This window comes from Thalassolituus sp. ST750PaO-4 (assembly GCF_020320405.1).
In the GTDB taxonomy this organism is placed as follows: Bacteria; Pseudomonadota; Gammaproteobacteria; order Pseudomonadales; family Oceanobacteraceae; genus Venatoribacter; species Venatoribacter alkanivorans.
The window spans coordinates 826,891-852,975 of the sequence record NZ_JABVCB010000013.1; the positions used below are offsets into that span (position 1 = coordinate 826,891).

At 50.6% G+C, this 26,085-nt stretch carries 23 protein-coding genes; 22 read left to right on the forward strand and 1 reads right to left on the reverse strand.

Features of this window, described 5'->3' with window-relative positions:
- Positions 1 to 16: 16 nt before the first annotated feature.
- A complete protein-coding gene (locus HUF18_RS19195) occupies positions 17 to 2,035 on the reverse strand; it encodes a class I SAM-dependent methyltransferase (protein WP_225693509.1) in 2,019 nt (672 codons plus the stop codon).
- A 266-nt stretch (positions 2,036 to 2,301) separates the two neighbouring features.
- Between HUF18_RS19195 and fliS the strand changes: the two genes are divergently transcribed.
- The 22 genes from fliS (at position 2,302) to HUF18_RS19310 (ending at position 26,027) form a co-directional block, all read left to right on the forward strand.
- Complete coding sequence (gene fliS, locus HUF18_RS19200; RefSeq protein WP_145465807.1) at positions 2,302 to 2,766, forward strand: flagellar export chaperone FliS; 465 nt, start codon at positions 2,302 to 2,304, stop codon at positions 2,764 to 2,766.
- A 250-nt stretch (positions 2,767 to 3,016) separates the two neighbouring features.
- Positions 3,017 to 4,477, forward strand: coding sequence for a sigma-54 dependent transcriptional regulator (locus tag HUF18_RS19205; RefSeq protein WP_145465806.1), 1,461 nt, complete (start codon positions 3,017 to 3,019; stop codon positions 4,475 to 4,477).
- Positions 4,478 to 4,680: 203 nt separating this feature from the next.
- Positions 4,681 to 5,883, forward strand: a complete 1,203-nt coding sequence (locus tag HUF18_RS19210) for a sensor histidine kinase (protein ID WP_225693511.1) — start codon at positions 4,681 to 4,683, stop codon at positions 5,881 to 5,883.
- 24 nt (positions 5,884 to 5,907) lie between these two features.
- Entirely contained in the window at positions 5,908 to 7,272 is a 1,365-nt protein-coding gene (locus HUF18_RS19215) for a sigma-54-dependent transcriptional regulator (protein WP_274704276.1), read from the forward strand.
- A 121-nt stretch (positions 7,273 to 7,393) separates the two neighbouring features.
- A complete protein-coding gene (fliE, locus tag HUF18_RS19220) occupies positions 7,394 to 7,792 on the forward strand; it encodes a flagellar hook-basal body complex protein FliE (protein ID WP_225693512.1) in 399 nt (132 codons plus the stop codon).
- A gap of 15 nt (positions 7,793 to 7,807) precedes the next feature.
- Positions 7,808 to 9,496, forward strand: coding sequence for a flagellar basal-body MS-ring/collar protein FliF (fliF, locus tag HUF18_RS19225; protein ID WP_225693514.1), 1,689 nt, complete (start codon positions 7,808 to 7,810; stop codon positions 9,494 to 9,496).
- Positions 9,486 to 10,520 carry a flagellar motor switch protein FliG gene (gene fliG / locus HUF18_RS19230; protein WP_145465801.1) on the forward strand — a complete coding sequence of 345 codons (1,035 nt, stop codon included), beginning with the start codon at positions 9,486 to 9,488 and terminating at the stop codon, positions 10,518 to 10,520. The genes fliF and fliG overlap by 11 nt, the downstream gene beginning before the upstream one ends.
- Before the next feature lies 1 nt (position 10,521).
- Entirely contained in the window at positions 10,522 to 11,556 is a 1,035-nt protein-coding gene (locus HUF18_RS19235) for a FliH/SctL family protein (protein ID WP_225693516.1), read from the forward strand.
- Positions 11,543 to 12,880: a flagellar protein export ATPase FliI gene (gene fliI / locus HUF18_RS19240; protein ID WP_225693518.1), complete on the forward strand. Its 1,338-nt coding sequence runs from the start codon at positions 11,543 to 11,545 to the stop codon at positions 12,878 to 12,880. The genes HUF18_RS19235 and fliI overlap by 14 nt, the downstream gene beginning before the upstream one ends.
- Positions 12,877 to 13,341, forward strand: a complete 465-nt coding sequence (gene fliJ, locus HUF18_RS19245; protein ID WP_145465798.1) for a flagellar export protein FliJ — start codon at positions 12,877 to 12,879, stop codon at positions 13,339 to 13,341. Before fliI ends, fliJ begins: the two co-directional genes overlap by 4 nt.
- Before the next feature lie 250 nt (positions 13,342 to 13,591).
- A complete protein-coding gene (locus HUF18_RS19250) occupies positions 13,592 to 13,879 on the forward strand; it encodes an STAS domain-containing protein (RefSeq protein WP_145465797.1) in 288 nt (95 codons plus the stop codon).
- A gap of 43 nt (positions 13,880 to 13,922) precedes the next feature.
- A complete protein-coding gene (locus HUF18_RS19255) occupies positions 13,923 to 14,285 on the forward strand; it encodes a response regulator (RefSeq protein ID WP_145465796.1) in 363 nt (120 codons plus the stop codon).
- Positions 14,286 to 14,290: 5 nt separating this feature from the next.
- Positions 14,291 to 16,393 (forward strand): chemotaxis protein CheA, encoded by a 2,103-nt coding sequence (locus tag HUF18_RS19260; protein ID WP_225693520.1) that lies wholly within the window; start codon positions 14,291 to 14,293, stop codon positions 16,391 to 16,393.
- A gap of 8 nt (positions 16,394 to 16,401) precedes the next feature.
- The gene (locus HUF18_RS19265; RefSeq protein ID WP_145465794.1) at positions 16,402 to 16,929 is read left to right on the forward strand and encodes a chemotaxis protein CheW; all 528 of its coding nucleotides are present in this window, start codon (positions 16,402 to 16,404) and stop codon (positions 16,927 to 16,929) included.
- Positions 16,930 to 17,055: 126 nt separating this feature from the next.
- Positions 17,056 to 19,356: a methyl-accepting chemotaxis protein gene (locus HUF18_RS19735; protein ID WP_274704277.1), complete on the forward strand. Its 2,301-nt coding sequence runs from the start codon at positions 17,056 to 17,058 to the stop codon at positions 19,354 to 19,356.
- A complete protein-coding gene (locus HUF18_RS19280; RefSeq protein WP_225693522.1) occupies positions 19,341 to 20,225 on the forward strand; it encodes a CheR family methyltransferase in 885 nt (294 codons plus the stop codon). Before HUF18_RS19735 ends, HUF18_RS19280 begins: the two co-directional genes overlap by 16 nt.
- The gene (cheD, locus tag HUF18_RS19285) at positions 20,222 to 20,875 is read left to right on the forward strand and encodes a chemoreceptor glutamine deamidase CheD (RefSeq protein WP_145465792.1); all 654 of its coding nucleotides are present in this window, start codon (positions 20,222 to 20,224) and stop codon (positions 20,873 to 20,875) included. The genes HUF18_RS19280 and cheD overlap by 4 nt, the downstream gene beginning before the upstream one ends.
- 8 nt (positions 20,876 to 20,883) lie before the next feature.
- Entirely contained in the window at positions 20,884 to 21,921 is a 1,038-nt protein-coding gene (locus HUF18_RS19290) for a protein-glutamate methylesterase/protein-glutamine glutaminase (RefSeq protein ID WP_225693523.1), read from the forward strand.
- Between the two features lie 212 nt (positions 21,922 to 22,133).
- Complete coding sequence (locus HUF18_RS19295) at positions 22,134 to 22,439, forward strand: STAS domain-containing protein (RefSeq protein ID WP_145465790.1); 306 nt, start codon at positions 22,134 to 22,136, stop codon at positions 22,437 to 22,439.
- An 11-nt stretch (positions 22,440 to 22,450) separates the two neighbouring features.
- Positions 22,451 to 24,169: an ATP-binding SpoIIE family protein phosphatase gene (locus HUF18_RS19300; protein ID WP_145465789.1), complete on the forward strand. Its 1,719-nt coding sequence runs from the start codon at positions 22,451 to 22,453 to the stop codon at positions 24,167 to 24,169.
- A complete protein-coding gene (locus HUF18_RS19305; protein WP_222428423.1) occupies positions 24,166 to 24,510 on the forward strand; it encodes an Hpt domain-containing protein in 345 nt (114 codons plus the stop codon). The genes HUF18_RS19300 and HUF18_RS19305 overlap by 4 nt, the downstream gene beginning before the upstream one ends.
- Before the next feature lie 167 nt (positions 24,511 to 24,677).
- The gene (locus tag HUF18_RS19310) at positions 24,678 to 26,027 is read left to right on the forward strand and encodes a flagellar hook-length control protein FliK (RefSeq protein WP_225693524.1); all 1,350 of its coding nucleotides are present in this window, start codon (positions 24,678 to 24,680) and stop codon (positions 26,025 to 26,027) included.
- Positions 26,028 to 26,085 lie beyond the last annotated feature (58 nt).

A 26,085-nucleotide genomic window follows, 5' to 3' on the forward strand; every position in this document is an offset into this window, starting at 1 on the left:
TGTCATCTGGCCGTTTTTATGGTTTACGCGCATAAAACTGATACATACCGGCAAATAACTGCGGATTATTCTGCTCCAGTGTGTGCCATTCTGCGGCGGTAATCCGGCTGCTGTGTTTACCTGTAAGGCTGAGTAATTCCTGCGATTCAGGGGGCGGCAGCATGCCAATCCATTCCAGTCCGGCACTGGCCAGAAAATCTTCTAATTCCAGTACATCAAACACATGCTCCTGCTCATGAAACAGCAGGTCGCGACAGGCGCTCAGACTGTAAAAGTCCGGTGAGTTATAGATCTCAGTCCAGTCACCTTCAATCGAACTTTGTAATAAAGCTTCACGTACCAGACGCATTTCTGCAGGTTTTCCTGGTTGTTTATTTCCCCAGAGTTTACGCAATTCACTGATCTGCCGGCGTGCAGTTGCGCTGTACAGGGCAAGCTTAATAACGCCACCGGATTTCAGTTTCCGTGTCAGTGCCTGCAGGCCAGTGACAGGAGAGTGCATATGATGCAAAACGCCGGAACATTCAATTACATCAAAGGTTTCGTGGAGCTTATCAAGCTGCAGAATATCCCCCTGAATAAACTGAATATTACGTTTGTGGCGCTTTTCTGCCTGATATTTCGCATAAGCCAGTGCGCTGTAACTCAGATCCAGTGCGCAGACTTTTACCTGCGTGAAATATTGTGCAAGACGGATGGCATGGCGGCCAGTGCCGCAGCCAGCAACCAGAATATCAAGGGAGCCGCCGTCAGCTTGAGCGAGCAGTCCGTGCTCAGGGAATGCTGCCTGTAACGCCGCCCGGTAATTACCCGGTTGGCTGTACCCTATGTCTGTCCAGCGGGGATAGGGGTTTTGATTGTACTGCTGTTGCACTTTTCGTGAGGTGTTGTCGGCACTTTCCCCTAACGCCGGAATACTGTTAATAATGCTGTTCAGATTCTGTTGCTCAGTAATCGCCTGACGTATAAGGCTATCCATTACTTTTGGCCACTGCAGTTTTTTACTGCTTAACGCCGGGAAAAATTCGCACTGAATTAATGGTTTATACATTTGCAGCAGCAAAAGAGCCGGATAGATGTCATCTGCTGTCAGCTCATCAATACTCAGCATCTTTGTGCACAGTATTTCCAGTTGCTGTACCAGAGCTTCTTCCTGTGAGGTTATATACCAGACAGATTCATTTAATGAGCATTGGTATGCCAATGCTGAGACCAGTGGCAGCAGATCTTTTTTAATGGCAAGGTTGCTGCTGCAGGACAGTAACAAAGACTTTCTCAGAGTCAGCAGCAAGCGCTCAATTAATGGATCGCAAAAATAAAAGCGTGTCAGTGCCTGTAGTAATAGGTTGTCGTTGGCAATGGTTTCCAGTTCAAGCGGGCACCCGGCTTCAGATAATCGTAATTTATGTTTCAGCAGTGATGTGGTCAGACTGCGTAACTGGCTGTGATCACTATCGGTAAAATCGAAGTAGCGTAACAGATCCTGTTCCAGCTCCTCTGAATAAAAGTCCGCTATAACGTGGGAAGCAGACTCAAATAATTTACTGCGGATCTGCTTGTCGCGTGACTGGGTTTTGATCAGTTCACGGTAATGGCGGAAAGCTTCAACATAATCTCCCTGCAGTAATTTTACGTGGGCGAGGAAATTAGCTGCTTTAGTGGCCACCCGCGATATACGACAGGAGCGGGTAAAATAATCTTCGGCTTTATCGAGCTGATGTTGGTTCAGGGCGATATGGCCAGCGCTGTACAGCAGGCTGGCACTGTCAGGCTTTATGCTCAGGCCGCGATTAACCCAGTACTCTGCAGCGCCGACATGCTGACGCTGTAATTCAATACGGGCAAGAAGGTTTAATCCGGCAAGGTTGTCAGGCCGCAGCTGCTGTGCTGCTTCAGCCAGAGCACAGGCTTCCTGCAGCAGGTGCTCATCCTGCTGTGCAACAGCATCGCTGTACAGCTTGCTCGCCAGTTCGTACAGGTGGCGGTGTTCCCCTGTACCACTGCGGGCGACGGTCTGTAGTTGTGCGCTAGCCATAATTAAAGCCTCATTAAAAAATGCACTGACAATTTCTCTGTCAGCATAATGTGTGCCATTTTGTAAGTAGTTGAATAATAAGGGTTTTGTCGATTTTTATAGCGGCAACAATGGGTGGCTATGGTTGCCGTCCGGCGAGGCATTGCCGTTTTTATGGAATACTGGATTGGCTCTGTTGGTGTGTAAGGAATGAAACAGAGGCTAAAGATATTCTCCATGCGGCCGTAACATTGGTAACAGGCTTTTGCGAATTCAGGAGACGTGACATGTATAAGAGCGGTGCTAAGCAATATCAGCAGGTTAATGTGACTTCCGAAGTATTGGATGCCGACCCTCATCGCCTGATTCAATTGCTGATGGAGGCAGCGCTGACGCGTATGTCACAGGCGAAAGGAGCGATTGAGCGTAAAGAGATGGATACCAAAGCCAATCTGCTGGGACGGGTAATGGAAATTATCCAGACTCTGCAGGGCAGTCTGGACCACTCGGCCGGCGGTGAACTGGCGCAGAATCTTGACCGTCTTTATGACTATATGAATCGCCGACTATTGGAAGCCACCAGTCAGAACAACCTGGCGATGATTGATGAAGTTATGAGCCTGTTGCTGGAAGTTAAACAGGGCTGGGATGGTATCCGTCAGGAATATCTGCAAAGTCTGAATGGCACAACTGCATCACCTTCTGTTAATTCTGTCAGCGATGTTCGCCTGGAAAGCCATATTTCTGTCTGAAATTTAATCATTTCCCTTCGGAATCCCGGCGCAATTTGTTCACGGTGGACAGATTGTGCCTTGTCTTTTGACGACACCTTCAGCTATAAATGCCCCCAGCGTGAACGCTTAACAACAAATTATTATTTAACGTCAGAAGTTTGACTTGCTTATGGATTGCTACTTAACTTACGTAGTTCCAGTCAATCTTATGACGTTATAAAAAGAAGAATTGACCGATAGTCACATTGGGAAGGAAAGGCTGACCACCATGTGGAGAGAAATTAAAGTACTGCTGGTAGACGATGATGCGCAGCGGCGACACGACATGAAAGTCATTCTTGATTTTCTTGGCGAAGAAGCAATTGTTGCTCAGACCACCGACTGGCGCAGGGAGGTGGAAGGTAAAATCGAAGACAGTACAGAAATCAGCGCCGTCCTTCTTGGTGACAGTAGTTCCATTGCGCTGGAAGATGTAATAGAAGGTTTACTGAGTTGGGATAAAGGCATCCCGATTCTTTTTATGGGCGACAGCTCATTGCCAGACAGTATGCCTGAACATATTCACCGTGCTTTATTAGCTAATGTGGAGATGCCTCCGAGCTACAACAAATTGCTCGACAGCCTGCATCGCTGCCAGGTATATCGCGAACAATATACGCATAACCGCAGTCGCGGAGAGCGCCGAGAGGTACAGCTGTTCCGCAGTCTGGTGGGCACCAGCCGTCAGGTTCAGCATGTCCGTGAACTGATTATGCAGGTTGCGGATAAAGACGTCAGCGTGATGATTCAGGGGGAATCCGGCACCGGTAAAGAAGTGGTTGCGCGCAATCTGCATTACCATTCCCATCGTCGAAATAAACCTTTTGTGCCGGTTAACTGTGGCGCTATTCCTGCTGAATTGCTGGAAAGTGAACTGTTCGGTCATGAAAAAGGCGCCTTTACCGGGGCCATTAACAGCCGCCCCGGGCGTTTCGAAATGGCTGAAGGCGGTACGCTCTTTCTCGATGAAATCGGCGATATGCCGCTGAATATGCAGGTAAAAATACTGCGTGTTCTGCAGGAGCATACGTTTGAGCGGGTGGGCAGCAATAAAACCATCGAGACAAATGTGCGCATCATTGCGGCTACCCATAAAAACCTCGAACAAATGATTGAAGATGGTACTTTCCGTGAGGATTTGTACTACCGTCTCAATGTATTCCCGATTGATATGCCTTCTCTGCGTGAGCGCGTCGAAGATCTGCCGTTATTGCTGAATGAGCTGATTTCCCGCCTGGAAAACGAAAAACGCGGTTCTATCCGCTTTAATTCTGCTGCCATTATGTCTCTCTGCCGTCATGACTGGCACGGTAACGTTCGGGAACTGGCCAATCTGGTGGAACGGCTGGCGATTCTGCATCCCTATGGCGTGATCGGGGTTAATGAACTGCCGAAGAAATTCCGCCATGTGGATGACAATGATGAAAGCCTGTCGGTGCCGGTTATTGCTGATGTAACCCAGAATGATGGCCGCCTGGCGGGTATCGACTCTCCGGCATTACTGCCGGTTAATGGTCTGGATTTACGTGAATATCTGCAGGATCTTGAGTGTTCATTAATTCAGCAGGCGCTGGATGATGCTAACGGCATCGTTGCCCGCGCTGCTGAGAAATTAAATATCCGGCGTACGACTTTGGTCGAAAAAATGCGCAAATATAATCTGCAGCGCAAAGAAAAAGATTTCGCCTGAGAGCGTCTTCTTTTTTGATCAGCCCACTGAAACGCCGCGCTTTGCGCGGCGTTTCTTTTTCTCTCTGTATTCCGTTCTGCTTTTCTGCCTGTTTTGTTGACGCTTTTCTTAGTGGTTGGCGCTAGAAAAACGGCACGCTAATTGCTCAACCCCTGTTCAGACTGTTTTTTTTGTCGGTTTTTCGACAAACAACTGAGGTGGACATGGCAAATGCAGCATTGAGTCAGGTAAGAGAGCATCTTCCTCCAGCGTCAGGGCATATGGATCAGGCAGAGTTACGCCAGGCCTTTGTACTGTTCAGTGAAATGTCTCAGCAACTGACGGATTCATACAGCTTTCTGGAAAATAAAGTTGAGCAGCTCAGTGGTGAATTAGCCAATGTCTCGGCGCAGCGTATGCAGGAGCTGGCGGAAAAAGAACGGCTCGCGCATCGTCTGGAAAGCCTGTTGCAGTTATTACCAGCCGGCGTTTTGCTATTGGATAAAAACGGCTATGTCCGTCAGAGCAATCCCGCCGCGGACGAGCTGTTATTGGCCGCTTCCGGAGCCGCGTCTCTGTGCGGTCAGCGCTGGCGCACGTTAATTCAGAAGTGTTTTAAGCCCCGCCGGGATGATGGCCATGAGATTTCTCTGGTCGATGGCCGCCGTGTGCATCTGCGTACAGCACCAATGGCCAATGAGCCGGGGCAATTGATTCTGTTAACGGATATGACCGAAACCCGTGCCCTGCAGGCGCAGCTGAGTCAGCATGAACGTTTGTCTGCGATGGGAAAGATGGTGGCATCGCTGGCCCATCAGATCCGTACGCCACTGGCTGCAGCCACGCTGTACGCCGGGCATCTGGCCGGTGAGCAGATCGCCGAAGATACCCGTATCCGCTTTGCCGGAAAGCTGCAGGAGCGTCTGCGTCACCTGGAAAACCAGGTGCGCGACATGCTGATTTTTGCCCGTGGCGAAGCCCCGCTGAACGATGAAGTGACCCTTGAGCAACTGATGCAGGGTGTCGCCGCTGCTATGGAGGTGCCACTGGCGAATTTTGCTGCGACCTGCCATATCGACAATCAGATTCCGCATGTCCGCATTATCTGCAACCGTGATGCATTAATCAGCTCGCTGATGAACCTTGTGAACAACGCGCTGGAATCCAGCAGCAGTCCTGTGCATCTGGAAATTCTGGTCAGCGCCACCCGCGAAGGCCGTGTCCGTATTCAGGTAATGGATAACGGTCCGGGTATGAGCGCGGAGCAGAAGCAGAAAATTATGGAGCCTTTTTATACCACTAAAGCCAATGGTACAGGTCTTGGCCTGGCTGTCGTTCAGGCAGTTGCCCGTGCCCATCGGGCAGACTTTTTATTAACTGACAGTCCGGCCGGTGGCGTGTCGGCGGAATTAATTTTGCCGGTTTAAGCCGTCAGAACGGAGGAAATGATTATGCGTTTATTGGTAGTGGAAGATGATCCGCGTCTGCGCGAAGCCATTGTTGATACCCTGATGCTGAAAGGCCACGAGGTGTGTGAAGCGCCGAATGGTGTTGAGGCGATTGCCATTGTCCGCAGTCAGAATCTTGACCTGGTCCTGTCGGATATCAATATGCCGGGCATGGATGGACTGGAATTACTGCAGACCATTAAGCAGGAGCATCCCTGGTTGCCGGTGGTACTGATGACCGCCTATGGCGATGTTGGTCAGGCAGTTAAAGCCATGCAGCGTGGTGCCAATGATTATTTAATGAAACCCTTCGAATTACAGGAACTGGATGCTTTGCTGCGTCCGTTTAATAACGATGCGCCGGTGGCCGATGACTCCGAACCGGTATGTGAAGCGCTGGCATCGCAGCAGTTATTCCAGCTGGCGCAGCGGGTTGCGCAGACCGATTCCACAGTATTAATCAGTGGAGAAAGCGGAACCGGTAAAGAAGTTCTGGCACGTTATATTCACCAGCAATCAGACCGTCGTCACCAGCCTTTTATTGCCATTAACTGTGCCGCGATTCCGGAAAACATGCTGGAAGCCATGCTGTTTGGTTATGAAAAGGGCGCGTTTACCGGCGCTTATAATGCTATGCCGGGTAAATTCGAGCAGGCAGAAGGTGGCACCTTATTGCTTGATGAAATCACGGAAATGGACCTTGGTCTGCAGGCCAAATTATTACGTGTATTACAGGAACGTCAGGTTGAGCGTCTGGGCGGAAAAAAAGTGCTCGATCTGGATGTGCGTATTGTCGCCACCACCAACCGTGAGCTGGCCGACTACGTTGCCGAAGGAAAATTCCGCGAAGATTTATATTACCGCCTGAGTGTCTTCCCACTGCAGTGGCTGCCACTGCGTGAACGTAAAGACGATATCCTGCCACTGGCTGGACGCTTGCTGGCACACCACGCGCGTAAAATGAAACGACCGGTGCCGCGTCTGATGGCAGATGCCGAACAGAAATTGCTGGCGCATCCCTGGCCGGGCAACGTTCGTGAGCTGGATAACACCATGCAGCGTGCACTGATTATGCAAACCGGCCCGCAATTATTCGCCAATGATTTTATTCTGACTCCGGTGCCGAAAAACCGTCAGGAAAATATCAGTGTGGCAACCCCCGTGATGACGGAAGTCATGGTGGATGATGGTGAGCTGGGGAATGATCTGCGCCACCGTGAAGTGGAATTGATTGTGCGTGCTTTAAAAGAAGAGCCAAGCCGTAAAGAAGCAGCTGACCGCCTGGGAATCAGCCCGCGTACTCTGCGTTATAAAATGGCGAAATTGCGTGATGAAGGTGTGGATGTCGAGGCCATGCTGGTTTCCTGATTCTCCTTTGTAAACTGGCAAGGCTATTGCAGTGTCAGTAAAAGGAGTAAGAAAAGTGACTAAAAGCGTCAAATTTCTGAAGTAACAGGCAGACCATCATTGCAGTGCTGAGGGTAAAAACATGGTTGATCGCGTAGATATTAATTCGGTTCTGATGCAGATGCGGCAGGTGAAAAGCCAGCTGCGCAGCCAGAATGCCAATGCACCGCAGTCAGTCAATCCACAAGTCACTCTGAATCAGGTACGGCAGGCAAAGCTGAGTGAGAATGAAACTGCGGTACGGGGTGACAATACTGTACCGGATTTTCAGAGCATGTTTAAAAATGCCATCGACAGCGTGAATGCCAACCAGAAAGTTGCCGGTGACCTGGCAACCCGTTTTGAGCAGGGTGATCCTTCCGTTGATTTACCGGAAGTGATGATTGCTCTGCAAAAATCCAGCGTCTCTTTTCAGGCTATGACCCAGGTACGTAATAAACTGGTCGAAGCCTATAAAGATGTTATGAATATGCCGGTTTAATTCTGGTACTGACTTATGGATAACGCAGCCGCATCAACGACCGACGATCTGGAAGTTTCTCCGCCGGCAAAGCAGGAAACAGCAGAAGCCGGGCATCCGGTTTTATCAGGTTTTAATCGTCTGTCTATCGTTCGTCAGATCGGTGTTATTGCCGGTATTGCTTTGGTTATCGCATTGGCGATTGCCATTTTAATGTGGTCGCGCGAACCAACCTATAAGCCACTGATCCATCGTCTGCAGGATCACAATGCGCAGGATATTATCGAAGTTCTGCAGCGTGAAAGTATTCCCTTCGAAATTGATCCCACTACCCAGATATTAATGGTGCAGGCCGGGGATCTGCATGAAGCCAGAATGAAACTGGCCGCCGCCAGCTTAATTGACGATAAAACCGTTGGTCTTGAAGTGCTGGATAAAGACAGCACGCTGGGGACCAGCCAGTTTATTGAAAATGCCCGTTACCGCCGTGGCCTGGAAGGTGAGCTGGCGCGCACTATTGCCAGTGTGAAATCGGTGCGTAATGCCCGTGTACATCTGGCATTGCCCAAACAATCGGTTTTTGTCCGCGACCAGCGCAAGCCACGGGCGTCGGTGTTTATTGAATTATATGCCGGCCGTGATTTATCCCGCGATCAGGTGGAAGCCATTATTAATCTGGTGGCATCCAGTGTCAGCGAAATGGACCGGGCTGATGTGTCGGTGGTTGATCAGCAGGGTAATCTGCTGTCAAAAATAGAAGAGCAGAGCGGCGAAATGCTGGCTCATAAACAGCTCGAATATACCGAAAAAGTTCAGAGTTCTATTACCCAGGCCGTGAATAATATTCTTAAACCGGTATTGGGCAGCGAAAACTATAAGGCAGAAGTCTCGGCCGATGTCGATTTCACTGTACAGGAACAGAGTGAAGAACTGTACAACCCGGACTTAATTGCCCTGCGCAGCGAGCAATTACTCAACGAAGAAAATGCCGATAAAACCAATGGCGGAATTCCGGGAGCATTGTCCAATCAGCCGCCGGCTGCGGCGAATGCACCGGAAGTGGCTAACGGTGGTGCCGGAGGCGCTGGTGCAGGTGTTAACCGCCGCTCGGAATCGACCCGTAATTACGAAATTGACCGCACTCTGAGTTATAAACAACAGCAGATTGGCCGTATCCGCCGTCTGACCGTTGCGGTGGTGGTGAATGATCGCGCCAGTGTGAATGCCGAAGGCGAAACGGTCTATACCCCCTGGACGGATAACGACCTGCAACGCCTGGAAGTACTGGTAAAAGATGCCGTTGGTTTTAATGCCTCCCGTGGCGACAGCGTCAACGTTATCAACTCACCCTTTATGGGCAAAGGCGAGATTGAACTGGGTGATCCGGATTTCTGGACCCAGCCATGGTTCTGGGAAATCATGAAACAAATTCTTGCCGGCCTGTTTATTCTGGTGCTGATCTTTGGTGTGATCAGGCCTACTATCAAGAGTATTGCCAACCGTGGCCGCGACGAAGCTTCGATCCTGCTGGATGAGCTGGAAGACGCTGAAGCCGGTCTGGACGATGACAAAGTAACCCTGGCGGGTATGGATGAATTCCTGCTGCCGGGGGCGTCAGAAAGTTTTGAGCGCCAGCTGGATGCACTGAAAGGGCTGATTGCCGAAGATCCGGCGCGGGTAGCTCAGGTCGTAATCAAGTGGGTGAACGAAGATCATGGCAAATGAGAACACACCAGCGGAAGCTGATGGCGGCCTGACCAAACTCAGCCGGCTGGAACGTGCCGCCGTATTGCTGATGAGTCTGGGTGAAAAAGATGCGGCCGAAATCCTGAAACATATGGGCCCGAAAGAAGTACAGCGCGTCGGTACCGCGATGGCGACCCTGAATAACATTAACCAAACCCAGGTAGAGGGTGTGGTGGCCGAGTTTCTCGAAGCGGTGAGCGGCCAGACCGGTATGGGGCTGGGCTCGGATAATTACATCCGCAATATGCTGACTCAGGCACTGGGTAATGATAAAGCCGGTGCGCTTATCGACCGTATCCTGCTGGGCGGCAATACCACTGGTCTGGATTCGCTGAAGTGGATGGAGCCGCGCCAGGTGGCTGACCTGATCCGTCACGAGCACCCGCAGATTCAGGCCATTGTTGTCTCGTATCTGGATGCCGATCAGTCGGCAGAAATCCTCTCCAATTTTGATGAAAAAGTACGCCTCGATATCATCATGCGTGTTGCCGCACTGGAAGCGGTACAGCCAGCAGCGCTGCACGAACTGAACGATATTCTTGAGCGTCAGTTCTCCGGCAAAGCGGGCGCACAGACCACCAGTATTGGTGGTGTCAAAGTGGCGGCCAATATCGTCAACTTCGTCGACAGTACTATGGCCAGTGATCTGCTTGAGCAGATCAAAGAAGTGGACGAAGATCTGGGCATTCAGATTCAGGACCTTATGTTCGTGTTCGACAACCTGGTGGATGTCGACGACCGTGGTATCCAGGCGCTGATGCGCGAAGTTTCTACCGATCTGTTGGTGGTCGCGCTGAAAGGCGCCGACCCGCTGGTACAGGAAAAAATCTTCAAAAATATGTCCAAGCGTGCAGCCGAGCTGCTGCGTGATGACCTTGAGGCTAAAGGGCCGGTTAAAGTCAGCGAAGTGGAAGGCGCACAGAAAGAAATTCTCACCATCGCCCGTCGTCTGGCCGATGCCGGCGAAATCGTGCTGGGCGGTGGCGGTGAGGCCATGATGTAACATGACAGAACTTCATCAGAAGCATCATCTGCCGCCCATTCCTGCCAAAGAAGCCAGGGAGGTAAAACCCTGGCGCCTGCCATTCTGGACCGAGCCTCCGGCCTGGCTGGTGGAGAAAGAAGCCGCTGAAAAAACAGCGGCAGAACAGTCCTCTGACGAGGGCGATGATATTGCTGATGTCAGCCTGCCGACGGCTGAAGAGCTGGAGAATATCCGCCGCGATGCCTATAACGCGGGTCTTGAGCAGGGGCTGATCGAAGGGCGCCAGCAGGGGCAGCGCGAAGGTTATGACGCCGGACATGCCGAAGGTTATAAAGCGGCTTTTGATCAGGGCCATACCGAAGGCCGGGAAGAAGGGTTCGGCGCCGGTGAAGCCGATGGCAAACGCAAAGGTCAGGCGGATATCAATGCCGTGGTCGGGCGTCTTGAACGGGTTGTGAAACAACTGCAGAGCGGATTGATTGAACGTGACCAGCAGCTGCCGGAAGTTCTGGCAGCGTTAGTCGCGGGAATCTGTGAGCGGGTCATCGGTACACAGCTTGCCGATGGCGCCGTGAATATTCACCGCTTTGTGCAGCATGCGCTCGCCGAATTACCGTCAGGTGAGGAAGAGGTCAAAGTGTTTGTTGGTCCGGATGATGCCCGCCATCTGCAGGCCAGTCTGGAAGTCAGCGGCCAGGAATTGCACTACAGCGTTGACGATAAACTTCCGGCGGGCAATTGCCGTATCGAGAGTGAACACTCACTGGTCGAGTATTCATCGGCCGAATATCTGAATCAGTTGTTGGATAGCGTGCTGCCGCAACTGATGCATCAGGCCGCCAGTTTCCCGGATGAGGATGAGCAGGCCGGGTGGCAGGAACCCGAATCCGTTGTCAGTGCTGCGGTTATGGATATCGATTCGCCAGCAGATTCTGCGGCTGAATTTGCCCCTGCTGAGTCTGACAATGAAGCTCCGGTACCCGATTCACTTCCGATAGATAAGGACGAGACGGATAACGTTTGGTCTGAGGGCGACGGACATGAGCCTGAGTGAGCGCTGGCAACACATCCAGTTACCGGATAAACCCTATCAGCCGAAAGTCGCCGGACGGCTTGTCCGGATGGTCGGCCTGACCCTGGAAGCGGTCGGGCTGAGTGTGCGGGTGGGTGACCGCTGTATGGTTGAACGCAAGCAGGCGGAGGATATCGAGGCCGAAGTTGTTGGCTTTGACCGTGAACGTATTTTTCTGATGCCGATTGAGCAGGTCGATGGTCTGCGCGCCGGAGCACGGGTATGGCCTCTGTCGGTTGCTGCTGATGTTCCGGTGGGCTTTAACCTGCTTGGCCGCGTGCTGGATGGCACAGGGCGGCCACTGGATCAGAAAGGACCGCTGCAGGATGTTGATCAGGGCAACCTGCAGGGCCGCCCGATAAACCCTCTGCACCGCGCGCCTATTCGCGAGACCCTGGACGTTGGTATCCGTGCTATCAACGCCTTGCTGACCGTTGGCCGGGGCCAGCGTATCGGTTTATTTGCCGGTTCCGGCGTCGGTAAAAGCGTGTTGCTCGGTATGATGACGCGCTTTACTCAGGCCGACATTATTGTGGTCGGCCTGATCGGTGAACGTGGCCGTGAGGTGAAAGAATTCATTGACGAAATTCTTGGTGAAGAAGGCCTGAGCCGCTCGGTCGTGGTGGCTTCTCCGGCGGATGATTCGCCATTAATGCGCTTACGTGCCGCGCAGTATTGCACTTCCGTTGCCGAATATTTTCGTGATCAGGGGCAGAACGTTCTGCTGCTGATGGATTCGCTTACCCGCTATGCCCAGGCACAACGTGAGATTGCCCTGGCGGTAGGCGAGCCGCCAGCGACCAAAGGCTATCCACCGTCGGTGTTTAATAAATTACCTAAATTGGTTGAACGCACTGGTAATGGTCAGGAAGGCGGCGGTTCTATTACTGCGTTTTATACCGTACTGAGTGAAGGCGATGATATGCAGGACCCGATCGCCGATGCCAGCCGGGCAATTCTTGACGGCCATATTGTGCTGTCGCGTAAGCTGGCTGAAGAAGGCCATTATCCCGCCATTGATGTTGAAGCATCGGTCAGCCGGGTTATGCCACAGATTGTCAGTGAGCAATGGCTGCGTAAGGCGCAATTGTGTAAACAGCTGATGTCGCATTACCGCCAGAACCAGGATCTGATCAGTGTTGGCGCCTATCAGCCCGGCAGTGATAACCTGCTCGATGTGGCGATTGAACGGCTGCCAAAAATCAAGGCGATGCTGCGTCAGAGTCTGCACGAAGGTGCTGACATGGCGGCGAGCGAAAAGCAGCTGAACGATTTATTCCCGTCCCCGCCCCAGGCTAAGTCATGAGAAAACACCCGCGTGCGCGCCGTTTGCAGGTACTGCTGGATATGGCTGAAAAAGCCGAGCAACAGGCGCTGCAGGAGTGGGGAAAACTGCAACAGAAATTGCAACAGGAAGAGCAGCAACGGGCGCAACTTACGGGTTATGCCAATGAATACCAACAGCAGCTTTCATCCCCCACGGATAAGGCTCTGAGTTCTGGCTTTCTGCATAACACGTTGGGCTTTATTGGCCAGATAGAAGCTGCGCTGCAGACTCAGAATGAGCAGATCAAATTGCTGCAGGAGCGTGTAGCGACGGCCCGTAGTCATTATCTTGAGCATCATGGCAAGGTTAAAGCACTATCCGGGTTGATGGACCGGCTGGATCATGAGCACGATCAGCAAGCTGATAAAGAACTGCAGAAGCAGTCTGATGAGTGGGCTAACCGTGCCGCCTTTCAAAATTCCCGCAGCAACCAGAAGTAATTTCATTTAAGCGCATAAATGGCGTGTACTGATACTAAAGTCTGATAATTTTACGATTCCCCTCTCCGTGTTCCTGCAGACCGGTGTTTTTACCTGCGGGTTTATACGAATCATCCTGTCGTACTTGCCCCCAATCAATTCCTGAATCGCGCAACATATAAACGCTGAACGGGTTGTTATTCACAGATTCTCTAGCAGCTTTGTAATCAGCGTCTAATCTTAGTTATCAGACATTAAACAGGGCTTTGCTATGACTGATAACGTCATTATTGACTGCGGAGAACGGCTCAGTATTGAGCAGGTAGAAAAGCTATATGCCAGTGCAGAGCAGGCGCTGGCCACCGCAGGAGATATCAGTCTGGTCGCGGGTCAGGTTCAGTATTGTGACAGTGCCGGCCTGCAGCTGGTTCTGGCTTTGCAAAAAACACTGGAAAAAACCGGCCACAGAATTTACTGGCAAAGTGTCAGTGATTCGGTGCGGGAAATATCCGGTTATCTTGGCCTGACACAAGCATTAAATCTTAGTGAACAAGATTAATCAGCCCGATAACGAGCTATTTTAAACAACAGGAGCTGTAAATATGGCGAGTATTTTAGCTGTCGATGACTCTGCATCCATGCGACAGATGGTGTCTTTCACACTGCGTGGTGCCGGGCATGATGTACAGGAGGCCTGTGATGGCGTTCAGGCCCTTGAATTTGCCGGTCAAAAAAAATACGACCTTGTACTGTCCGATGTGAACATGCCCAACATGAATGGCATCGAATTAGTTAAGGAATTGCGCCAACTGGCCGATTACAAGTTTGTGCCTGTGCTTATGCTGACAACTGAATCTGCAGGCGATGTAAAAGCACAGGGAAAGCAGGCCGGAGCAACAGGGTGGATCGTCAAGCCTTTTAATCCGGAGCAGCTTCTGAGCACGATTAAACGCGTTCTGGGGTAACCGGTATGAGCATCGATCTTTCGCAGTTTCATCAGATATTCTTCGAAGAAAGTTTCGAAGGCCTTGATGTGATGGAGAGCCAGTTACTCGACCTGCAGCCGCAGGAGGTCGATGCAGAAAGTGTGAATACTATTTTCCGTGCTGCCCATTCAATCAAAGGCGGTGCCGGTACCTTTGGTTTTATGCAGGTATCGGAATTTACCCATGTAGTGGAAACCCTGCTGGATGAAATCCGCAGTGGTACCCGCAGTATGCAGCGCAACTATATCGATCTGTTTCTGCAATCTGTTGATTGTCTGAGAGCCATGCTTGGCAGTCTGCAATCCGGTTCAGAACCTGATGGTGAACGTGCGGCGACCTTAAAAGCCAGCTTTGAAGAAATTCTGCAGCAATCAGCCGATAGCGATTCCCAGGTGACAGAAGAAAAAACCACTGTTGCTGATGAGGGCTGCAGTAACGGCTGGCGTATAACCTTTCGTCCGGCAGAAGATATTCTGCAAACCGGTAACGAACCATTCCGCATGTTCCGTGAGCTGCAGGAACTGGTCGGTGCTGACAACCTGACCGTTATCCCGTTAACCGATAACCTTCCGGAATTTACCAGCCTGCATCCTGAAAACTGTTACCTCAGCTGGGTGCTGGAAGTCCGCAGTGATGTGAATCGTGATGATATTGCTGCTGTATTTGAGTGGGTAGCTGACGATTGCGATATCGATTATCAACCATTAGCTGTTGCTGCTGCTCCTGACATCCCGACTGCTGATATTACAGTGACAGAGGTGGCTGAATCTGCAGTCAGTACCGAGCCGGTTTCTGCTGTTATACCGGATAAAGTTTCAGAAGCACTCAGCGCATCGGCCGCGCAGCAAGCCAAGCCGGCCGCCCGTACAGCAGGAAAATCTAACGAGCCCTCTTCTATCCGGGTGTCGATCGATAAAGTCGATAGTCTGATCAATATGGTTGGCGAATTAGTAATTACGCAATCCATGCTTGGCCAGCTTGGGCAGGACTTTGATATGAGTCGTCTTGCCCGCTTGCAGGAAGGACTGACACAGTTAGAACAGAATACCCGCGAGCTGCAGGAAAGCGTGATGAAAATCCGCATGATGCCGATCAGCTTTGCCTTCAGTCGATTTCCTCGTCTTGTCCGGGATCTGGGAGGACAGCTGGGCAAACAGGTAAATCTGGTCATGCTGGGTGAAAATACCGAGCTGGATAAAACTGTGATGGAGAAAATCGGTGATCCGTTAGTGCACCTGGTGCGTAATTCTCTGGATCATGGTCTGGAAACAACGGAACAGCGTCTGGCTGCAGGTAAGCCGGGAGAGGGTACCATCACTCTGAATGCCTATCATCAGGGCGGCAATATTGTGATCGAAGTTAAAGATGATGGTGCCGGCCTCAATGAAGAACGGATTCTGAACAAAGCCAGACAAAAAGGCCTGGTGCCTGAAACTCAGGAACTCAGCAGCGAAGAAATTCACCAGCTGATTTTTCTTCCCGGATTTTCCACCGCCGATGTGGTCAGTGATATTTCCGGCCGCGGTGTAGGGATGGATGTTGTCCGCCGTAATATTGCCGAACTTAATGGCAGCATCGAAGTTAAATCCAAACGCGGCAAAGGTTCTACTTTTATCATCCGTCTGCCACTGACGCTGGCTATTCTCGATGGACAGTTGGTTAAGGTTAAGGACGAAACCTATATTTTCCCGCTGGTTTCTATTGTCGAATCTATTCAGCTGCAGAAACGCTCACTGAATCATGTAACGGGAAGCCAGTACGTTATGAAATTGCGGGACGAGTACATTCCTATTGTCCGTCTTGACGAGCTGTTTAACCTGCGTGCAAGTGATGATGAATTTGAAAATCCAATGCTGGTCGTGGTTGAAGGCGATAATGAAAAAGTCGGCATCGTTGTTGACGATCTTCTTGGCCAGCAGCAGGTCGTAATTAAAAGTCTGGAACAGAACTATAAACGTGTTACCGGAATATCGGGCGCAACTATTCTTGGTGATGGAACCGTTGCACTCATTATTGATGTTTCAGATGTTGGTAAAAATCTGGACAAATCTGCAAAAGGCCAGTCCCGATCAGATCAGGCTGCATAGGAAATCTTATGGATGCTCTAGCAATTGAAGAAAAAAAAGAACCGGGTAGTTCAGATGATCAGCAATATCTGACATTTATGATGTCTGATGAAGAATATGGGGTCGATATTCTTGCTGTACAGGAAATCCGTGGCTGGGAAGAGTCGACTTTGATACCCAATGCTCCTGATTATATCCGGGGAGTGATTAATCTTCGCGGTACTATTGTTCCTATTATGGATTTACGTATCCGCTTTGGCCTTAAGCGTGTGGAATACAGCCCTGTTACCGTTGTTATTATTCTTAAAGTAGAGCGTGAAAATGGTGAGCGGGTTATGGGGATTGTAGTTGATGCAGTCTCTGATGTTTATACCATTGCCGATGCATCCACACGGAAACCGCCGGAACTTACCGAAGATAAAAACTCCGGATTTATTAAGGGGCTGGTTAATGTTAACGAAAAAATGGTCATTCTTCTTGATGTGGATGATCTGCTGAATATTTCTGAAGATAAATATCATTCAGGTTTTACAGATAATCAGAGCCTGTTTAATTAATATCAACAGGCCACCAATAATAATTCTTCATTGTCAGGACTGAGTCCGGGCAGTGCAGAAAAGGAGAGTGAGATGAGTATTTTGAATAATATCTTTAGTTCCGGAAGCTCCGCAAGAGCGCGTGAAATGGAATCAACACTAAAGGCGCTCGATTCCAGTATGGCAAGAATCGAGTTTTCTATGGATGGTGTTATTCTTAATGCTAACAGTAACTTTCTTGATTTGCTCGGATACCGGCTGGATGAAGTTGTTGGCAAACATCACCGGATATTTGTCACTCCGGAGTATCGTGAAAGTGATGAATACCGTGACTTCTGGACTATTTTGAATCAGGGGAAGTTTCACCAGGAAGACTACCTGAGAATCAGGAAAGATGGCAGTGAAGTCTGGATTCAGGCCACTTATAACCCGGTTATGGACGATAGTGGCAAGCCATTTAAAGTCGTTAAGTATGCCACTGATATAACCGAGCGTGTTAAGAAAGACCGGGAAAATAAAGTTAATGCAAACATGGCCGGTGCACTGGGGATATGCCAGGCAAATGTTATGTTGGCCGATAACGATATGAAAATAACGTACATTAATCAAAGCCTGAGAGAGATGCTTGAAGAAAGGGAAGAAGAAATCAGAAAGGAACTTCCCGATTTTAATATGAGTTCTCTGGTCGGGACTAATGTTGATGTCTTTCACAAGAAACCGGGTCATCAGCGTAAGATGATTGCTGCTCTGAATGAGCCTTATAAAACCAACATCAAAGTTTCTGATCTTACGTTTTCATTAACTGCAACTCCCTGGCTGGACGTTTCCGGAAAGCGGATTGGTACAGTTGTCGAATGGTTTGATAAAACTAACGAACTGGCTCATGAAAAACGAGAACGTGATATCAGCAATGCTAATGCCAGGGTTAAGCAGGCTCTTGATGTCGTCACTACCAATGCCATGATTGCAGATAATGACCTTCGTATCGTGTATATGAACCAGGCCGTGAAGGACATGATGAAACACGCGGAGGCAGACCTTCGCCGGGATATTCCCGGCTTTGATGCCAGCCGTCTGGAAGGACAGAATATTGATGTATTCCACAAACGGCCAGAGCACCAGCGCACTATGCTTGCTGCCTTACAGAATACGTATAAAACCCAGATCACTGTTGGTGGCCGCACTTTTGGCCTCATCGCTAACCCCATTTTCAATGATGAAAAAGAACGCATCGGCACCATTGTCGAGTGGAAAGACCGTACTGATGAGGTATCAGCGGAACAGGAAATTGATCGTATTGTAGAAGCTGCAGCTTCCGGTGATTTGTCCCGGCGTATTGATCTGAGCGGCAAAGAAGGGTTCTTCCTGAATCTTGGTCAGGGGCTGAATCGTCTGCTGACCATCGCCGATAGTGTTATCAGCGATACAATCCGTGTATTTGATGCACTTGCGCACGGTAATTTAACGCGAAAAATTGACGATGATTATCAGGGCGCATTCGATAAGCTCAAACAGGATGCTAACGCCACGGTTGATCGTCTGACCGATATTATTACGCGTATCCGTGAAGCGGCATCAACGGTCTCAACCGGTGCCAGTGAAATCGCTCAGGGTAATGCCGATCTGAGTAAGCGGACAGAATCGCAGGCATCCAGCCTGGAAGAAACCGCTTCCAGCATGGAAGAGATGACCAGTGCGGTAAAACAAACCAGCGAAAATTCAGTGCATGCCAATGAGCTGGCCAGTTCTGCGAAACAAAAAGCTCAGGTGGGAGGCGACGTTGTCAGCAAGGCCGTGGTTGCAATGGACGAAATTAATGCAGCCAGTAAGAAGATTGCAGACATTATCAGTGTGATTGATGAAATTGCCTTCCAGACTAATCTGCTTGCCTTGAATGCTGCCGTTGAGGCCGCCCGGGCCGGAGAGCAGGGCCGGGGGTTTGCTGTTGTTGCAGGCGAAGTCCGTAATCTGGCGCAGCGCTCAGCCGGTGCTGCCAGAGAGATTAAGGATCTGATCCGTGACAGCGTTGATAAAGTTGATGCAGGTACATCGCTGGTTAACGAATCAGGGAAAACACTGAATGAAATTATCCAGGCTGTGGATCGGGTGTCGGTGATGATTCAGGAAATCAGCACGGCAGCCAGAGAGCAATCGTCCGGTATTGAACAGGTTAACAGTGCTGTTGCACAAATGGACGAAATGACTCAGCAAAATGCCGCATTGGTTGAAGAAGCCTCTGCAGCAGGGGAGGCAATGGCCGAGCAGGCTCAGTCGATGCTGCAGATGATGGAGTTTTTCAGTATCGATGGTCATCAGCGCCAGTCAGCGCCTGTGCTTTCCTCTGTTCCTGCAGCCAAGCCTGCCGCGAAAAGCAGTGGGCACAGCCACGGGCAGAAAAGTACCGGCTTATCGGTGAAGGATGATGACGATGAATGGGCAGAGTTCTGATTTCTACCGATATGACAACTCCAACGGTATCGGCCGATAAAGATAGTGAAGTCCGCGAATTTTTGATGACGGATGAAGATTTTGCACAGATTGCTCATCTGGCAGGAGATCTGACCGGCATTGTTTTGGGGAATCATAAGCGGAATATGGTTTACAGCCGTATCGCCCGTCGTGTCCGGGCGCATGGTTACTCGACCTTCCGTCAGTATCTGGACTATCTTGAAAATAATCTGGAGGCAGAATCCACAGAGTTTATTAATTCACTGACAACCAATCTGACTTCGTTTTTCCGTGAAGGACATCACTTCAGTTTTTTAAAGGATACGCTCTTCCCGCAACTGAGGTTTGCCAATAAAGACCGCAAGCGCCTACGTATATGGTCGGCGGGTTGCTCTATTGGTCAGGAAGCATATTCGATTGCGATTACTCTGCGTCAGGTCGGTTTTCCATCCGATTGGGATGTGAAAATCCTGGCTACGGATCTGGACTCCAGTGTTCTGGATACCGGACGGGCCGGAATTTATCCGGCCTCTCATGTTGAGGGGCTGGAACCGTCAGTAGTGAAGCGTTTCTTTTTGCGCAGCCGTGATGAACGTTCTGTTCAGGTGAAGGATGAACTCCGGGATCTTGTCTATTTTAAACGTCTTAATCTGTTAGAAAGCTGGCCTTTAAAAGGTCCGTTCGATGTGATTTTCTGCCGTAATGTTGTGATCTACTTTAACAAGGATACACAGCGGATTCTGTTTGACCGGTACGCCGACCTTCTGCCTGTCGGAGGACATCTTATGATCGGGCATTCAGAAAACATATCCGGAATAACGGATCGGTTTGAATCGTTGGGAAATACCATATACAGGAAGGTTAAATGAGCATTATCCAGCCTGGACGTCCTGTACAGCCCCCTCCCAGCTCAGGTTTTGAACACGTTAACCGCTACTGGGATAATGTTCATCAGACCTGGGCTGCAAAAATTTTGCCGGGAGAATTTTATGTCTCCACGCATGGGGAAATGATCGTCACCGTACTTGGCTCCTGCATTGCAGCCTGCATTCGTGATCGTGTCCGCGGTATTGGTGGTATGAACCACTTCATGTTGCCGGAGCAGGGCGAGCATTCATCCGACGTCTGGGGTAGCAACCCCTCGACCCATGCCTCACGTTATGGCAACTGGGCAATGGAATATTTGATTAACGAAATTCTGAAACGCGGGGGGCGGCGTGAAAATCTGGAAGTAAAACTGTTTGGTGGCGGGCAGATGATTGCATCGATGAGTGACATTGGGCAGCGTAATATATTGTTTGCTTACAGTTATCTCGCCAATGAAAAAATCACCGTGGCAGCCGCGGATGTCGGTGATGTATTCGCCCGTAAGGTGCTTTATTTCCCCGATACCGGTTCAGTGAAAGTTCGCCGCATTAAACAGTTGCAGAACGATACATTGATTGCTCGTGAAGAGGCGTATCAAAAAGCGGTATCTCAACCAGCAGTATCTGACGCTGGTTCTATTGATCTGTTCTGAGAGGAATTATGAGCGCTAAGATCAGATTGTTAATCATTGATGATTCTGTACTCATCAGAAAAATGCTTAAGGAAGTGTTTGACTCTACCGCTGATATTGAAGTAATCGGTATGGCAGCAGACCCTTTTATTGCCCGGGACAAAATTAAGCAGCTGAATCCGGATGTACTGACACTGGATGTTGAAATGCCACGCATGAATGGCCTGCAGTTCCTGAATAATCTGATGCGGCTGCGGCCAATGCCGGTTGTCATGGTGTCAACGCTGACAGAGGCTGGAGCACCGGCTACATTGGATGCTTTGGAAATGGGAGCGGTTGATTACATCGCCAAACCTCAGGCTCAGAATGAACAAAGTTTTCTGGCGTTTGCTGCCGCGCTGACAGAAAAGGTACGGATGGCCGCTAATGCCAGAGTGCAGCCTCTGAAAAGCACGAAAATGTTGCGGCCTTTACCGGTAGTCGAGGCCTCGGTCAGTTACCGCCGCTGGATTGCTATTGGCTCCTCGACCGGTGGGACAGAAGCAATAAGAGAAGTTCTGAGCCGCTTGCCGGCTCATTGTCCGCCCATTGTGATCACCCAGCACATACCTGCAGTATTCAGTGCTTCACTGGCGATGCGTCTTGATCGTACTCTGGCAATTGAAGTTCGTGAGGCTTGTAACGGTCTTGAGGTCCGACCTGGCCGCGCAATTATTGCCCATGGAGACTATCACCTGCGTTTCCGCCGCGAAGGCCAGAGCTATTATTGTGTGCTGGATGACGGAGAAAAAGTAAACCGGCACCGGCCGTCGGTTGAAGTGATGTTTGATGATCTGGCAGAAAAGCTGGACAGCAAGTATCTGGTTGCAGTGATGTTGACCGGTATGGGCGCAGATGGCGCCAGAGCTATGCAACGATTACATGATGCGGGTGCTTATACGCTGGCCCAGGATGAGGCCAGCAGTGTCGTTTGGGGAATGCCGAAAGCAGCGGTTGATCTTGGAGCGGTTGATAAAATAGCTCCTTTGGGACGGATTGCTGAGCTGATGCTGGAAGCTGCTGTGTGATAGATTGCGGGCAGATGGCAACAATGACAAAAGACATCTTTGTGCTAAACCTATTGAAGGACTGACAGGATAACGACAGAATCAGAAAGTCCTGTAAATTGTAGTTAAGTAAGGTTTGCAGGCACTCAGAGAAAACTCTCTTGGTGCACGACCAAAAACGGAATCGTCCCGTTTGGTTGAAGGAATAATTATTATCCGGTGGAGAAGAACAGATGACTGTACAAGCATCTCTCGCAGGGAATGGGCGGGAACTGACGATTAAAGTAGATGGGCGGTTTGATTTCAGTGCGCATCAGGAATTCCGCGATGCCTATGAAAGCATGGCTGCAGATGTTCAGAGCTACGTTGTGGATCTGGGTGGAACCTCTTACCTTGATAGTTCGGCATTGGGAATGTTGCTGCTGCTGAGAGATCACGCCGGTGGCGATGGGGCCGATGTCCGGATTGTTAACTGTAATCAGGATGTCCGGAAAATACTGACCATTTCTAACTTCGAACAGTTGTTCAAGATACAGTAAGCCAATACTGCATGGATGCCATTAAAGTTCTGATTGCGGATGATAATCAGATTGACCGGATGGTGCTGTCACGCATAGTGCGCAATCAGGGCTATCAGGTACTGGAAGCTGAGAATGGTGTAGAGGCTGTTCGTGCTTTCGACCTGCACCGTCCGGATATTATCCTGATGGATGTTATGATGCCGGTGATGGATGGTCGTGAGGCCGCCCGCCGTATCAAAGCTGATGCCGGAGAGGATTTTGTTCCGGTTATCTTTCTGACCTCTCTTACTGATGCGCAAAGCCTTGCAGACTGTCTGGAGTCGGGTGGCGATGACTTTCTCAGTAAGCCTTACAATCACATTATTCTGCAGGCAAAAATAAGCTCATTTTATCGTATGCGTGAGATGCACCGAACCGTGCAGCATCAGCGTGATACGATTGCCAGTAATAATGAACACCTCCTGCATGAACAGCATGTGGCCAAAGCCGTGTTTGATAACGTGGCTCATGCCGGCTGCCTTTCGGCACCTAATATCCGCTATATGTTGTCCCCACTGGCCGTCTTTAATGGCGACGTGTTACTGGCCGCGCGCAAACCTGCGGGAGGCATGCACGTTTTGCTCGGGGACTTTACCGGGCATGGTCTGCCCGCTGCGATTGGTGCTATGCCACTGGCAGAAATATTTTATGGTATGACGGCCAAGGGCTTTGCTCTGCGCGATATTCTGCGGGAAATTAATCTCAAGCTGAAAGGCATTCTTCCTGTTGGTTTTTTCTGCTGTGCTGTCGTTGTTGATCTGAATTTTGACCGTAAATCGGCAAGTGTCTGGATGGGCGGCGTACCGGATTGCTATATGCTGCGCCAGGATGGTGCCAGGGTTGAAAGCCTGAAGTCGACACATCTGCCACTTGGCGTGCTTAATAACGAACAGTTCAGCGATACCCTGACGGAATATCCTATGAGTGATGGCGACCGTCTGTTTTTGTGGTCCGATGGCATCGTTGAAGCCCGTAATCCGGCAGGCGAGATGTTTGGCGAAGAGCGTCTGCAGAATGTCTTCAGCAAGGCCTCAGATCCGCATCACGTATTTGATGATATTCAGCATGCGTTAGCGGAGTTTGTTGCTGACAGTGCCCGTGATGATGACACCACGCTGCTTGAGCTGCGGATGATTGCTGAGCATGAGCTGGAAGATATTGCTCTGCAGCTGGCGTCCGGGCCGTTATCCGGTCCGGTAGACTGGGAGATGTCTTATTATCTTGGGCATGAAACCCTGAGAAACTTTAATCCGTTGCCGCTGATGATTCATATCATGATGGAAGTACCCGGACTACGGGTAATGGGCGGGCAGCTGTATACCGTTATGGCAGAACTGTTTTCCAATGCTTTTGAACATGGCGTACTGGGGCTTAAATCTGAGCTGAAACGCTCATCGGATGGCTTTATGCAGTACTATCAGGAACGCGAAACCCGGCTTGCAGGGCTGAATGAAGGTTATGTCATTATCAGTATGAAACACCAGGGGGACGGACGCAGCGGACGATTAGTCCTGACGGTTGAAGATAGTGGCCCGGGGTTTGATTTCGCCCCTGTTTTTGATGAGCCAAAAGATCCGGCTTCTGCCCAATATTGCGGTCGGGGAATTCCTCTGGTTGATCAAATCTGTGAATCGCTGGAATATAAGGGCAGAGGCAATGTCGTCGAAGCGGTGATACGATGGCCGCAAATATTGGATGGGAGACTATGATGTCACTGGCAGAGCACTTTGACCCCGAGTCACTGGATATGCTCCGGGAAGTTATGGACGATGAATTTTCAGATCTGATGCAGGTCTACATCGACGACTCCCGGCAACGTCTGCCATTGCTGGCACAGGCGCTGCAGCAGCAGGATGCGCAGCAGCTGCGTGAGCTGGCGCACAGCTTTAAAGGTGCCAGCAGTAATATCAGTGCTAATGTTCTGGCGCAATTATGTTATCAGCTGGAAACGGCAGCCCGGGAGGATAAGCTTGCCGGAGCCGATTTGCTGATTGCGCAGATTGAAGCTGAGTATTACGCCGTAGAAACCTTGCTGCAGGACATGCTGTAGGTTACTGGCTGCAGTGCCTGTTGTGGCCGCTGTACCAATTATGTCTGATGTACAGCGCTCTTCCGTAACAACCATTCCTTTTTCTTTCCTCTTTTCGGCAATTTGGCCCGTGCTTTGCCTATAGCTACAGGTAAAGCCTTCTGCAGGCCTGAGTAACGGAGATTGGAATGAACGCGACGGGATCAACCTCCAACGCAACAAGTATTCTGCTGTCGCTTGGTATGACCGGCGACAGCGGGCTGTCTGGCCTCGGCGGAGAGGCCGGGGATCAGGGTTTTTCATCCTTACTGTCACAACTAATGCCGGGTGCTGGCGCAGGCCAGAACGCTTTGCCGCTCCCTTTGGCTGATGGCGCACAGACCTTGCCGCCGGAGCAACAAACCTTGCCGCTTATGCTGTCGTCAGCTGCTGTAGACGGTGGTGCAGATGTTAATGATCTGCTGGGACAAATCGGTCTGGGTCTGGAAATGGCTGCTCATACAGATGCCGTCAGGGCTGATGCAGTACCTGCAGCTCAGGTGCTGGCTGGCAGTCTGAAAGCACTATCTGTAACGGACAGTCACCCGGAGGAAGATTCTGAAACACCGGATGCTGATGCATCGGCAGCCGCGATGCTGCTGGCGACAAGTGTACCTGTCAGTGATCCGGAAGCCGGAGCGATGAAGCCTGTGCCACAGAGTGAGGGGGCACCGCAGCCGGGCGCTGTCGCCAGCATGATGGCGCCTGGTCAGACGCAGAAAACAGATCATGCCAGAAAGCCGGCAAGTGAGCCGTTGTCTGGCATCGCTGTAGCGACAACTGTCGATGACACCGCCACGGTCGCGGATGAAGGCGCTGGATTCTTACTGCCGGGCGAAGACCGGCCAGTTGCGCAAAGCCTTCAGGGACAGGGGCTAAGCCTGCAGGGGCAGCAAGGGGCGGTTCAGCCATCACCGAGCAGTGGGAGCACCCTTATTCCGCCAGCCAGTACTGCGGCAATGACTGCTGCAAGTACGGAAGATAACAGCAGCGCCAGTAGTTTTGTCAGTGAAAGTGGAGATACGCTGACGGATATCGAGCTGCAGGCGCAGCGGCTGCACAGTAGCCGTGAGAAGCTTGAGTTTGGCCAGGATCGTCGCGAGTGGGGTGGTGCACTGGGTGCCCGCATTATGACCATGGTGGCCGAAGATGTGCAGAAAGCCAGAATCCAGCTTGATCCACCGGAGCTGGGCAGTCTGGAAATTAAACTGCATGTCAGTCAGGATCAGGCCAGTGTGCAGGTTCAGGCGCAGCATGCTCATGTCAGAGAGGTTCTGGAAGCGAATGCTCACCGGTTGCGCGATGCTCTGGCAGCCCAGGGGATTACACTGAATGGCTTTGATGTCAGTGAGCGTGGTCAGGGAAATGAGGGCTCTGGTCAGTCCGGCGATGGACAGGGAACGCAGGGCGGTGATGACTGGTTTGCTGAAGACGGTGTTGTGGATGATAAGCCACAGCCACAGGTAAGCAGCAATAATCTTCTGGATACCTTTGCCTGATCTTTCCCCGCCGGTGGCTATCGATGCCCTGGTGGCCCTAAGGCGTGTTTAATCAGTT